We start from the raw sequence: 12,428 nt of genomic DNA, 5'->3' as shown, positions 1-12,428 counted from the left end.
CATCGCCACGCTGCAGGGTCGCCAGCACCACTGCTCCCCTCCTTCCCCCTGCGGCAAGTGGGCCGGCTGGAAATACCCTACCGAACGGGCACCCCACGGCGCCAGCATGTTCACCTACTCGGTGACGACCTTGCCGATCACCGGAACCATTTTCTCGACCAATGTGGCCGTCGACTGGTCGGTCCATACCTGGAAAGCCTGGACCGTTGTCAGATCGTCGATCACGACGATCCGCGCCCCGCTGTTGAGGATCGAGCTGGGCAGTCCGCGCAGGCCGCCGTTCCCGGCCTCCTTGTCGCTGCGCAATACGACGACGACCTCGGAGTCGACTTCGTTCGCGTAGGCGGCCAGCGACAACGGTCGCGGCGACTCCTCCTGCCCGACAGCCTTGTACGCGCTGCTGTAGGTGAAACCGATGTCCTGCAGGAATCGCGCCTGGGTACTGGGGGTCAGGACGGCGGACAACGAGGCGTCACCGAAATTGAACGCGGTCACCGACTTCCCGGCGAACTGCGGATATTCGCTGCGGACGGTCGCGAGCAGATCTGCGCTGCCCTCGGCCGCATCGGGTCTGGTGAGGAAGAAGGTGCCCGCTGCCACCACGACGGCGACCACCAGGGCGACGATCGCGGGCACCAGCAGGGCTCGGCCCTTGGATCGGGTGGCCCTGCCGTTGCGCAGTGTGTCGACGAGGTGCTGATCTGTCTGCTCGTAGGGAGAAACGGTCGGCGCGTACACGGCAGTGGCCGGGTGGATCGCGCTGGCGACCTGAGGTTCGGAGGAGAACTGCTGCAGCGGTATTCGCGGATCGCTGATCGGCGTACGCGTCGGTGGCCTTCCGTAGAGGGCTGCTTCGGCATCCTGGACGAACTCCCTGCAGGTGGAGTACCGGTCGGCGGGGTTCTTGGCCAGTACCTTCGCCATGACCGCGTCCAGCGCGACGGGCAGACCGTAGCGCACGGCGGAAGGCTTGGGCGGCGCCTCGTGCAGGTGGCCCATCATGACGACGGCCGGCACGGTCGACGGGTAGGGGTTCTGACCGGTGAGCATCCGGTAGAACGAACAACCCAGGCTGTAGATGTCGGACCGATGGTCCAGCCGCTCGCCGAGCAGCTGCTCCGGCGAGGCGTAGGCGACCGTCGCCATGAAGTTTCCTGTGGCGGTGAGATCCTGACCGTCCTCGGCGGATTTGGCAACACCGAAATCGGTGAGCAGAACCCGCTCCTCATCGTCGGCTTCGACGGCGGAGAGCAGGAAATTGGCGGGCTTGATGTCGCGGTGCAACAGGCCGCGGCGATGGGCGTAGTCCAGGCCCTTGCCGACCTCGGAGACGATGCGCAGGGCCCGTTGCGGCGTCATCACCGCCGGCCCCTTGGCCGTCTCCTCCGAGGCGTCCGTGCCGTCCACGTACTGCATCGCGATCCAGAGCTGACCGTCCTCTTCACCGCGGTTGTACACCGCCACGATGTTCGGATGGTCCAGGCCGGCGGCGAGATTGGCCTCGCGCTCGAATCGAGCACGGAACTCGTCGTCGGTGGACAGATCAGAGCTGAGCACCTTCAGTGCGTCACGGCGAGGCAGGATCGGGTTCTGCGCGAGGTACACCGTGCCCATGCCCCCGCTACCCAGAACCTGGATCACCCGGTAGCCGCCCACGATTGCGCCGGGCCGCAACGCCATTCGGTCCTCCCTCAGCCGTCGAACGCCCGGACCACGAGCCTCCACGAGAATCTAGCAAGCTTGCACCGGCCGCTCGACTTCCGTCGTACCGCCTCCGGCAGTCCGGCGTCGAGCGGCGCAGGCCGGTGGCGGAGCCGCCTCATTGTGCGGTCAGCAGCGCGTACTGCGCGGAGACCTTCTGGTGCAGGACTTGCAGCTGCGGCGCGAAGGCCTGCACGGTGTAGCGGTCGACCTGCAAGACGCAGAGGTGCCCGCGGACCCGCTCGGTGCCCTCGAAGATATGCAGGTCGGCGTAGCACTCGACATTGTCACCCAGCCCCGACGGGGGTTCGACGATCCGTTGCTCGGGCTTGGGCGCCGCCGAAGGCCGCCACAGCTGCCACAGCGCCACCGCGTTCTCGGCATCCCTGCTGCGGAAGACCACCGCGTCGCCGAAGGCGACCAGATCGACGTCGTGCTCGCGCAGCATGTCCAGATCGCCGGGGTCGGCCTGCAACAACGACAGAATCGCGCGGCCGGTGTAAAGACCGTCCGGATCTGCTCGGATCGGGGTGGCCGGATCGGTCGGAAGGGTGCGGCCGAGCAGTCCTTCCGGGTCGAGCGGGATACGGCGCAACTGGTCGGCCGGTGTCGGCTCGAACTCGTCGAGCAGCGGGATCTGCACATCGAGAATCTTCTCCACCTGCGCAGTCAGCGCGGGCAGGTCGGGTGGAGAGATCTCGTCATCGATCTTCACGAAGACCACGTACCGGTCGCGCACCGTCCATGAGCCGATCGAGGAGACCGTCGGCCGCCAGTGCGCCTTCGACGCGGGATACTTGCCGACTGTGACCGGCTCGTTACCCGGGTTGTAGGTGAAGTCGTCGTGTTCGAGTGCCGGACCGACCTCATCGGCTGTCGCCGCGTCGGGAAACATCAGCACCGCGATGTTCATGGTGCGACGCGGGTCGTCCGGACCGCCGCCCGTGGACCACGCGTTCACCCAGCCTGCGACAAGATCCTGTGCCACGTCGTCGAAGGTGTCGTTGATGACCAGGGTGCCCAGCGCGTCCTGATCGAGTACGACGTGCGGGCTGAGAAACCAGACATCCTCGGTATACGAGGGATCCGCCTCGAACGGCAAGGCCACGTAGTCTCCCAGACGCTGGGATTCCCGGACCCTGGCCTGGCGCTCGTTCTCGGCGTTGCCCAACTGTTCGGGCGCGGTCCGGAAATTGCCGACGTCCAAGGTCGACAGGTCGGTCTGCGCGCGGACCGGCGTGCCCTCGATGTCCGAGCCACATCCGGACCCCGTGATCGACAGTGCGGCGGCGGTCGCCATGGTGAGCGCCGTTCGTGCCAGTGTCTTCTTTCGCATGAGCTTTCCTTGCCGGTCAAGCGCCGTGGGCGAGCAGCTTGTACTGCGCGGCGGTCTTCTGATGCAGTTCTTGGGTGTTCGAGCCGTGCACACGGCTGACGAATCGTCCGTAGGTGAAGTAGCAGAAGGGCGGATACATGAGGTTGTCCGACTCGTCCTCGACTTCGTAGCACTGCGCGTCCGGCATATTCGGCGGGGCCTGGGCCGGCAGGTAACGCTCCGCTTCGATCCTGGTGAGTGCCGCCATAAGACGAATTGCGCCCCCGGCGTCGCGGGCGCGGTACAGGCGTGATCCTGCGCTGGCGACCAGATCGACCCCCGCATCGGTGAAGGCCGATGCGACCTGTGCGGGTCGGCTCTCCGGGTGCAGTGCGGCCCGCGCCGGACCGACCCACGACGGGTCGATGCCGCTTGCGAGCCGATCCTTGTCCTCGACAGGGAGCGTGTGGCCGAGCAGTCCGTCGGTATCGGCGGGCAGCGAGTTCAAGTCGGCGACAGCGGTCGGTCGGTAGTCGCGCAGCATCTCCAATTGCGTGGTCAACGCATGGCGGGTGAACTCGATCAGCGGGGCAGGATCGGCCGGTTCGCTCACCGGGTCGTCGATGTGTACGCCGATCAGCATGACGTCGTCGGCCAGCCAGGTGTCGAGGGACCGTTTACCCACCGCCCACTTCGAGCGTGCGTTCGAAAAGCCGTCGAGGGTGAGGGATTCGCCGGGAGAATCCGCGGCCTGGCGGTCGGCGATCCGGTTGCCGGCTGCCTGCGCCTGTGCTGCGGTCTCGAAGCGCAGGTTGTAGAGCGTGGCCTCACGCCCGAGCAGGAGTTGGGCTCGACGCTCGCCGCTACTCTGCCACCCGGCCACGAACCCTTCCGCGAGGTCGGCGAACCGCGCCTCCTCGGAGACGGAGAACAGCAGCGGCGGGGAATCGGGGGTGTTGCGCCGGTCGGCCTGGTACCGGAGTCGCTGGAACGAGAATCTCGGGTCGATGTCGACCACGAGGGGCGTGACATCCGCGATACGCACGGCTTCGAGATAGTGGCCGGCTCCCGGTGCGGCTTCGACCGTCCGGGGTCGGGTCGGAAAGTTGCCCGAATCCAGGGTCGTGAGATCGATTTCCGGCGTGCCGGTGTCGCCGGTTGTTCCGCAACCGGCCACAACGGCCAGGGCCACGAGGGTGAGAGCAAGGCAACGGAGAGATTTCATCGCGCACCTTCGCTGTTCGCCAGAATGGCATATTGGGCCGCCGCGCGTTGATACAGTGTGCCGTCCATGCGCCCGGTCAAGCCGGCCTTCGAGATCACTACTCCCACATAGCGATCGAAGACCACGGTGCAGAACAGGTCGAAATTTCGCGTCTCGTCGGCGACATCGAGTTTCAGGCATCGGGCGTCGCCGAGACCCGGTGGCGGAGGTAGTTCCTCGTCCTTGCGGCCGGCGGTCATCAATGCGTTCTGCAGTCGGAACGCTCCGGCGAGATCGCGCGCGCGATAGAGCATTCCGCCACGCCGCGCGACGAGATCGACGCCCGAGTCCTCGAATGCCTTTCGCATCCGTTCGGGATCGCGTTCGAAATGGAGTGCGGCGGCCGGCGCGTACACCCCGATGTCGGAGTCTCCGAAGAACGGGTCGCTGTAGTCGGAGGACTGCGGCAACGTCCGGCGCATGATGCTGTCAGGATCGAGCGGCAGGTCGAGAACGTCGTCCAGTGGCGTCGGCGTCGTCTGGTCGAGTCGTGCGGTCTGCGCCTGGAATGTCCTGCCGACGATCGATGCCAGCGCTCCGGCATCGGGCTCGGGTACCGCGGTGTTCACCATGATGACGTACGGTCCGTGTGCCAGGAATCCCACCGCGGTGATGTCGTCACCGGAAGACACCCCGGCCTGCGGATAGGCGGACACCGCGAGCGGGTGACGGCTCGGCTCGGCGTTCGTGATCCGGTCGAACTGTTCGGCCGCCTGCCGGCTCGCGTCGTCGGTGGGAAAGCGCAGGACCGAAATGATCAGTTTCTTCCGCTTGCGCAGATTACCGTTTATCCGCGACAGGTAGACGCCGAGCAACATGTTGTTGTCCACCGCCGCGGCCTCGTACTGCGCGGGGAAAGTCTGTTCACCGACTATGTCCGGACCCGAGAACAAAGCGAGCGGACCGGCGACCGAGATGTCGCTGTCGATCTCCGATGGGCTCACCAGATATTCGAGCATCCGGCGGGATTCGACCAATCGCAATTCGCCGATCGTCGAGATTTCGAAGTCGTGTCCGGTGGGCTGCGGCGAATAGGCGCCGGTGTTCAAGGCCGCGATATCGACCGGTAGCTGTCCAGGTTGGGGATTGCCGGGAATCTCCGCGGCGCATCCCGCCAGCACACTGGCCGTCACAACAGCCAGCACACTTGTTCCAAATCTCATGTGGTCCCCTCCTCTGTGGTGCCCGGATGGTTCGTGTCAGGCGACGAGCCGCTCGGTCCCCCCGAGAACCCGGACATCCGCCGGGGATGTTACGTCACAGGCACGAATGTTGTCCCGGCTCGGGCTCATTCGTGAGTCAAGAGCAGGTACTGGGCGGCGATGCGCTGGGTGAGATCCTGGGGTTGCGTGGCGGCGACAACTCCCACGTACCGGTCGTAGGTGAGGTAACACTGGGTGGTCCGGATGAGTCGTGGGCTGTTCGGGGTGCCTGCGGATTCCTGGACGCAACTGGTGCCCGGCGGCGCGCCGGCGGGGGTGTCGGTGGGGAACATGTCCGTGTGCTGGTCGACGAGGGCGCCGAGGAGGCGTTCGGCGGCGTCGGCGTCGGCGGTGCGGTAGACCAGGGAGTCGCCGCGGGCGACGAGGTCGACGCCTGCCTCTTCGAAGGCGCGGGCGGTCAGGTCGGGGCGGGAGTCCAGGTGCAGGAAGACCTGGGCCGGGTAGACGGCGGTGGGGTTGTCGTAGCTTTCCGGATCCGGGTAGGGCAGGGTGCGACCGAGCAGGCCGTCGATGTCGGCGGGGACTTCGGCGAGCCGGTCGGCGGGGGTGGCCTGGTAGGAGCCGAGGCGGCGTACCTGGTCGTCGAGGATCGTCCGGGTGAATTCGAGCAGTGGCGCGTGGTCGGGTGGAGTGGCCAGTGAGTCCGAGACGTAGGTCCACATGAGGTACTCCCCGTGGGTCGTCCAGGACTGCACTGCGTCGTAGGCGCTGAGGAAGGTGCGGTTGCTCGGATGGCCGGGCAGGTCCAGCGGTTGCTTGGGCGGATATTTCTGGTTGCTCTTCTCCGCGAGCAGGTTCATCGCGTGGTCGGCCTGTTGCGGGGTGGTGAAGCGCAGCAGGTGGAGGGTGGCGTCCAGGCCGAGCGCCGAGTGGGCGCGGCGGGAGCCGCCGGTGCGCCAGCCGGCGACCAGACCGGGAACCTGGGCGTTGAAGTCGTCGATCGTCGTGACGCCGCCGAGCACCGGCGGGTGCTGGGCGGAGTAGTGGCGGGTGCTCGTCGACCCGTTGGAGAACACCAGGCGCCTGTCCAGATCCATCATCAGGGCGACGTGTTCGGCCATCCGAACGGACTCCTGCAGGGAACCGGTAGCGGGAGTGCGTTCGACCTCGATGTCGCGGGGAGTAGTCGGATAGTTTCCCGGGTCCAGATCGAGAGCGGGCGTGGAGGTTTCGCTGTCACCGCCGCACGCTGTGACGGTGAGGTAGATCAGGGCCGCGGCCAGCGCGCGGGCTCGGCGGGCGGTGGTTTGCGGAGCCGGCACCATCAGCTCCTCGCCAGGATCGAGTACTGCGCGGCCGCACGCTGGTACAGGCCGGGGTCGAGACCGTGGTCCGGGGACTCGGACGATCCGACGACTGCGACATAGCGGTCGTGGAGCAGGACGCACACGGTGGTGAAATCGGTGACGGGGTCGCGTTCCGCGAGCACCCGGCAGCGGGCGTCGTCCAGGCCCGGCGGTGGGTCGATCTCCTCGTCGTCGCGGTCGAGGCGGGTCAGAGCCGTGTGCAGGCGGAAGGATGATTGCTGATCGCGGGTCCGGTACACGGTGGCGTGATTGCGCGCGACAAGGTCGACGCCTGCGTTCGCGAACACCTCGCTCATCGCCGCGCCGTCGCGTTCGAAATGCAGCTGGGCGGCCGGGGTCAGCGGTCCGGAGAATTCGTCGCTCGTCAGGTATTCGCCCTCGAGCCGGGGCAGGGTGCGCCGCATGATCCCGTCGGGGTCCAACGGCAGGTCGAGGATCTCGTCGACGGGTGTCGCGGTGGCTGATTCGAGCCGCTCGAGCTGCTGGTCGAGGAGCACGGCGGCCTGCTCGGCCAGTGCGTTGGCGTCAGGGGCGGGCATGGTCAACTTGGTGAGTACGACGAAAGCGCCACGGGCGAGGAACAGATAGCCCTTCTGATCGTCGGCAGTGCTGATCTCGATGCCGTCGTGTCCGGGCACGGCGATCTTCCGCAGCGCGGGGTCGAGGGTGTGCATCGCCGTGGCGAAATCGCTTGCCGCCGCGCCTGCCGCCGCGCCGGAAGGGAAGCGCAAGAGCGAATGAACGGCGTTTTTCAACGCCCGCACGCTGTCGTTCGACCGGGTCGTCATCACGCCCGAGATCAGGTGGTGGCGATCGACGACGGGCTTGAACTCGGCGGGATAGACGGCGTTGAAACCCTCGCCGTACAGGCCTTCGCCGGTATCGACGAGTCCCAGCCTGTCGAGGTGGGACAGCTCGGGATCGAAGGCGAAGGGCGGGACGAGGTAGCCGAGCATGCGCCGCGACTCGATCTCGAAGACCTGTTCCTTGTCATCGAATTCGGGCTCGTAAGCGGCCGGCTCGGTCGGGTACGGGCCGGTTTCGAGGGTCGTCGGGTCGACCGGGGCGATCAGGGCTGTCGCCTGGCCGTCCACAGTCTGACCGCAGCCTGTCAGCAGTGCGATCGACGCGGCGGCGAGCAGTGCTCGCCACCGCGTTCGGAAAAAGCCGTCGCTCGGCATCGGTTCATCCCCCCAGGAGTGCGATGATGCGCGTGCCGCGGAGTTTACCGACCGCGGCCGAGGCGTTTACAGGCTGTTCGCCAGCAGCGCGTACTGCGCGGCGATCTTCTGGCGGACATCGGGCTCCTTGTCGCTGACGACAATGCCGACGTAGCGCTTGTAGGGCACGTAGCAGCGATACTTGTATTCGCGTTCCAGGTCGCCGCTGTCGTTGAGCTGCAAGCATTTCGCGCCCGGCACGTCCTTGGGCGCATCGATCGGGTCGTAGTGGTCGCCTGCCGCGCCGATCAGTCCGTCGATCAGGGCGCGCCCGGCGTCCTCGTCGCGAACACGGAACACCGAGTCGGCGTCGACGACGGCAACCCGGTCCGCGCCGGTCTGCTCCACCAGACGCTGCGCCGCGGTCTGGTCGTCGGAATTGTGCACGGCGTCGTTGGCATCCACGATCGTGAAGTTCGAGGCGTCGGGCACCCGGTCGTCGCGATCCTCCACCACCACGCGGGCCAACAGGTCGTCCGGATCGACCTTCAGCGAGTCGAACTGCGCCATCGGGGTCGGCTGGAACGCGTCGAGCGCGGGCAGTTGCGCGTCGAGCGTCTTGTCGATCCACTTCACCAGGTCGCTGCTGTCGGCTGTCGGTCGCTGGACGAACAGCGAGACCACGAATTCGCGATGGGCGATGAACGCGCCGGCATTGGCGATGCCGGGCCGCCAGTGGATGTAGGCGTCGGGATGTTCGGTAGAGCCCAGGCGCTGATTGTCGGGGGAGACGCCGATGTCGGCGTCCTCGAGTTCACGGGCCGCCAGCTTGGCGACCGCCTCGTCGGGGAAGCGCAGCACCACATTGGTGACCGCGGTGGTGTCGGGTGCGGGCCTGGTCTGGCCGGGTGGATCGGCTTCGTCGGCGCCCGCGGCCGCGAATCCGGTGAGGAACCGGCGGGTGTCGAGCACGGGCTTGGACACCTGCGCCAGGAAGGCCAACGCCTCTTCGCTGTCGGCGAGCACCTTCGAGCCGCGCCCGTACTTCAGCGAGGGGTCGATCTGCACGGTCGGCACGACGGCCTCGGACATGCGCATGCCCTCCAACAATGCGCCGCGGCCGCCGGATTCCTGCTCGTAGCGGTGCTTGGTGACCTGATAGGGGCCGACCTCGAGAGTCCTGACGTCCGGCTCGGCGGGTAGCGCGGTGCCGGAGACCGCGCTGCACCCGGCCAGAGCTGCCACCGTCGCCACCGCGATCAGCGCTGTCGCGACCCCTGAAGTACGTGCCATGACGTGCCCCTCGTTCCTCCCGTTCCTGCAGAAGAAACTACCGGAATCAGGCCCTCCACAGCGATGGATGATTCCCGGGATTGCGGCGTCGGTCTCGGTCGTGCAATACCCTGGACCACATGGCGACGACCCGTGATCACCCGGCAGGCGGAGACCGATAGCGGTGCAGGATCGTCAGGTCGAGATCGTCGCCGGTGATCACGCGGTGGCCCGGGTCTGCGGCGCGGTGCTCGTGGTCGCTCACCGCGGTCGGGGACCGGTCGGTCCCGAGTCGCCCGCGGCGGTGGCTCTGAACGCGCTCGGTGATCTGGTCCGCGACGCCCAGCGGTTCCAGCCGTCCGGCCCCGGGCCGCTGGTCGCCAGGGAGGCCACCCGCTGGCTGATGAAGCACGCCGAACGGATAAGCCCCGGCGTTCCCATCGATTTCGGCATCCTCTCGCCCGCCGAACAGGGCGGGCTCGCGGTGTTCCTGCACGGTGGTGTCACTGCCGTGCTCGCCGATGCGGGCGCGGTCGAACGATTGCGCGGCAGCGACGCGGCGTTCACCGTCGATCGGGTCGTCACGGTGCCCGCTCGCGCGGCGGGCCTGTTTGTCGACGACGTGGGCGGCCGGGTGCCCGAATTGCCCGCGACACCGGGGATCGGCCGGTTGGTCGACGGTGTGGCGCAGGCATGCGGCGCGATTCTGTGGACCGGCGGTGGCTGGTCGGCGGCCGGCACCGGATCGCGACGAGAGATCGCCGACGCGCCGCCGGTGCCGACCGCGCGCATCGAACAGGAGCCGCGAGCTCAGGCGCCCACCGAACGCGACATCGCGCCCTCCGCCACACGCGAAGCGTCGGCCGTCTCAGCACGCGAAGCGTCGGCTGTTTCAGCACGCGAAGCGTCGGCTGTTTCAGCACGCGAAGCGTCGGCTGTCTCGGCGCGCGAGGCACCGGCGGTCTCCGCCGTCGACTCCGGTGACACCGCTACCCGGACCGCCGCACCGACGTCGATGATGGATTCCGTCGACGAACAGACCGCCGCGCGGCCGCGCATGGGCATGGGCACCAATCCCGCGCCCCGGCCGGACCCCGAGCTGCAGCGCAGGCTGGAAGCCACCGCGAAGGCGACCGCGCTGACGGTCAAGGTGCTCGGATTCAAGTGTGCGCGTGCCCATCCCAGCGATCCGCGGTCGGCCTTCTGCACGGTGTGCGGCATGCCGGTCGACCAGACGCAGGCGCTCATCGAGGTGGTGCGTCCGCCGCTGGGCATGCTCGTCCTCGACGACGGCATGACCTACATGCTGGCGGCCGACGCCGTGCTCGGCCGTGACCCGGAACATTCCGAGGCCGCGCAGCAGGGCCTGGTGCCGTTGAAGATCGACGACGCCTCCGGTGGCATGTCCCGTGCGCACGCCGAGATCCGTTTGGTGAATTGGGATGTGACGGTGGTGGACCGCGGCTCCACCAACGGCACCAGGACCCGGCTGCCCGGCTACCGCGATTGGGTCCGGCTCAATCCGTATCAGCCGATGACGCTGATCCCCGGCTCGGAGGTCATGCTCGGCAATCGGGTACTGCGCCTGGAACCGGTCGCTCCGCCGCCGTTCGGCGGCTGAATTCGGCAACCGGGAGTGCGGTCACCCGATCAGGAATAGCGCGACATGCAGGTGTTCTCGCCATAGAGCACCCCTGCGCGGAAGGCGTCCACTCGCGCGAAGCCGCTGGGCACCGTCTTGCCCTGCACGTCGCTGGCCGCCAGACCGTCGGTGAGCAGGCCGGAGACCGCCTCGTCCAGGTCACCTGCGGCCAGCGAGATGTTGCCCTCGGAGCGTTGCCTGTCGGGGTCGGCCAGTTCGCCGGTCACCACTCCGGCCAGGCAGGCCGCGCGCAGGCCGGTCTTGGCGCCGCTGAGCGACTGGCCGTGACTGTTCTGCACAGCCAGGGTGTAGCGGGCGATGAAGACGACGTAGCCGTTGTAATCCCCGGACACCTTCATCGGCAGCGGGTCGTCGGGATCGCTGTCGTCGGTGCCTCGTTCGGCGAGCAGCGGGATGTCGGTGGCGATGGTGTTGTCGGCCGGGCAGTAGGACACCGGCGCGGTGGTGACCCCGTCGGCGCAATCGATGGCGGCACCGGAGTAGTCGTAGGTGGGGCTGTCGTCCAGCGGCAGGATGGCGGCGAGTGCCTTGCTCAGCTCGATCAGGCTGTCCTTGTCGATCGGGTATTCGCCGTCGTGACCGCCCAGTGTCTGAGGCAGGTTGCCGCGGCGCTGGTTGATCTCGTCGATGTCGATGCTCTTGCAGGCCACCGGGCCGTCGGTGAAGCCGATCTGCACCGCGGTGACCCGCTCGAACGCCGAGCCGTGCACGCTGGCGGGGTCGTCGGGGTCGGTGTCGCGGATGGCGACCGTCGCGGCCAGCACCGAGTTCAGCCCGTCGGAGGTGTTGATGGTGAAGTGCGCCGACTTGCCTTCGGCGACATGACGGATGAACGCGCCCGCGAAGCAGTCGGCCTGCTGCTCCTTCACGATGACCGGATCCTTGGTGGCCACGATGCCGGACTGGTCCTGGATGGCGTGGCCGTACTCGTGGGCGAGCACCATGACCACGGCCATCTGACCGAAGGTCTCGGCCATGGTGGGCAGCAGCACCGAGCGATCCCAGCCGATCGACTTGTCCAACCGGCAGTAGGCCGCGTTCACCAGGCGGTAGGTCGACTCCTTGCAGAACTCCGGACCCTGCGAGCGCTGCTTGGCGCTCCACGAGATCAGCCGCTCGACCGGCTCGAATTCGCCCCCGAACGCCTTGCCGTACTCCACCCGCCAGTAGGTCTGGATGTCCTCGACGGCATTGAGCGCCAAGGTGTCGATCTCGCCGCCGTCGCCGTTGGTCGCGGTGAGGGTGGTGTCGGCGACGCCCTCGCGCGGTCCGCTCGGACCGCTGGTGGTCGGCAGGCCCGCCACTTTGAAAGGGTCGTCGTAGACCGAGACCGCTCGGCCGTCGACGTATCTGGTGCACCCGGCGAGCAGGGTGAGCGCGCACAGGACGACGGCGAGAACGCTCGTCGCTCGGAGTGTGGCCAAGGCTCCCCCTCGTCGGCCTGTTCAGCGGTTCGGATCAGGGGCCGGATCAGGGTGGGACGAGCTTCCGGGGCACTCCCGATGTCCGGTCGATGGCATAGT

General features: G+C 67.5%; 9 protein-coding genes. 1 reads left to right on the top strand and 8 read right to left on the bottom strand.

Annotated elements, in window-relative coordinates; translation table 11 throughout:
• Positions 1-114: 114 nt before the first annotated feature.
• The 7 genes from NS3_RS18835 to NS3_RS18805 all read right to left on the bottom strand — a co-directional run bounded on the left by NS3_RS18835 (position 115) and on the right by NS3_RS18805 (position 9,263).
• Positions 115-1,680, bottom strand: a complete 1,566-nt coding sequence (locus NS3_RS18835) for a serine/threonine-protein kinase (protein WP_067861456.1) — start codon at positions 1,678-1,680, stop codon at positions 115-117.
• A 139-nt stretch (positions 1,681-1,819) separates the two neighbouring features.
• On the bottom strand, positions 1,820-3,037 hold the full coding sequence (locus NS3_RS18830) for a DUF7373 family lipoprotein (RefSeq protein ID WP_067861454.1): 1,218 nt from the start codon (positions 3,035-3,037) through the stop codon (positions 1,820-1,822).
• Between the two features lie 16 nt (positions 3,038-3,053).
• Entirely contained in the window at positions 3,054-4,241 is a 1,188-nt protein-coding gene (locus NS3_RS18825) for a DUF7373 family lipoprotein (protein ID WP_157101419.1), read from the bottom strand.
• Positions 4,238-5,443 carry a DUF7373 family lipoprotein gene (locus tag NS3_RS18820; RefSeq protein WP_067861450.1) on the bottom strand — a complete coding sequence of 402 codons (1,206 nt, stop codon included), beginning with the start codon at positions 5,441-5,443 and terminating at the stop codon, positions 4,238-4,240. The genes NS3_RS18825 and NS3_RS18820 overlap by 4 nt, the downstream gene beginning before the upstream one ends.
• Positions 5,444-5,568: 125 nt before the next feature.
• Positions 5,569-6,765, bottom strand: coding sequence for a DUF7373 family lipoprotein (locus NS3_RS18815; RefSeq protein ID WP_157101418.1), 1,197 nt, complete (start codon positions 6,763-6,765; stop codon positions 5,569-5,571).
• Positions 6,766-6,767: 2 nt separating this feature from the next.
• Entirely contained in the window at positions 6,768-7,991 is a 1,224-nt protein-coding gene (locus NS3_RS18810; RefSeq protein ID WP_067861445.1) for a DUF7373 family lipoprotein, read from the bottom strand.
• Positions 7,992-8,057: 66 nt separating this feature from the next.
• Positions 8,058-9,263: a DUF7373 family lipoprotein gene (locus NS3_RS18805; RefSeq protein ID WP_067861435.1), complete on the bottom strand. Its 1,206-nt coding sequence runs from the start codon at positions 9,261-9,263 to the stop codon at positions 8,058-8,060.
• A 163-nt stretch (positions 9,264-9,426) separates the two neighbouring features.
• Between NS3_RS18805 and NS3_RS18800 the strand changes: the two genes are divergently transcribed.
• A complete protein-coding gene (locus tag NS3_RS18800; RefSeq protein ID WP_067861434.1) occupies positions 9,427-10,863 on the top strand; it encodes an FHA domain-containing protein in 1,437 nt (478 codons plus the stop codon).
• Between the two features lie 29 nt (positions 10,864-10,892).
• Here NS3_RS18800 and NS3_RS18795 read toward each other — a convergent pair whose 3' ends face one another.
• Entirely contained in the window at positions 10,893-12,329 is a 1,437-nt protein-coding gene (locus NS3_RS18795) for a neutral zinc metallopeptidase (protein ID WP_067861433.1), read from the bottom strand.
• Between the last annotated feature and the right edge of the window lie 99 nt (positions 12,330-12,428).

This window comes from Nocardia shimofusensis NBRC 100134, from assembly GCF_001613125.1.
GTDB lineage: Bacteria > Actinomycetota > Actinomycetes > Mycobacteriales > Mycobacteriaceae > Nocardia > Nocardia shimofusensis.
This window is presented reverse-complemented; position numbering and strand designations above follow the sequence as displayed.

Bases quoted from the DNA above. Each gene is read 5' to 3' on its own strand.
- NS3_RS18835 (WP_067861456.1), bottom strand. From the start codon at position 1,680: ATGGCGTTGCGGCCCGGCGCAATCGTGGGCGGCTACCGGGTGATCCAG.
- NS3_RS18830 (WP_067861454.1), bottom strand. From the start codon at position 3,037: ATGCGAAAGAAGACACTGGCACGAACGGCGCTCACCATGGCGACCGCC.
- NS3_RS18825 (WP_157101419.1), bottom strand. From the start codon at position 4,241: ATGAAATCTCTCCGTTGCCTTGCTCTCACCCTCGTGGCCCTGGCCGTT.
- NS3_RS18820 (WP_067861450.1), bottom strand. From the start codon at position 5,443: ATGAGATTTGGAACAAGTGTGCTGGCTGTTGTGACGGCCAGTGTGCTG.
- NS3_RS18810 (WP_067861445.1), bottom strand. From the start codon at position 7,991: ATGCCGAGCGACGGCTTTTTCCGAACGCGGTGGCGAGCACTGCTCGCC.
- NS3_RS18805 (WP_067861435.1), bottom strand. From the start codon at position 9,263: ATGGCACGTACTTCAGGGGTCGCGACAGCGCTGATCGCGGTGGCGACG.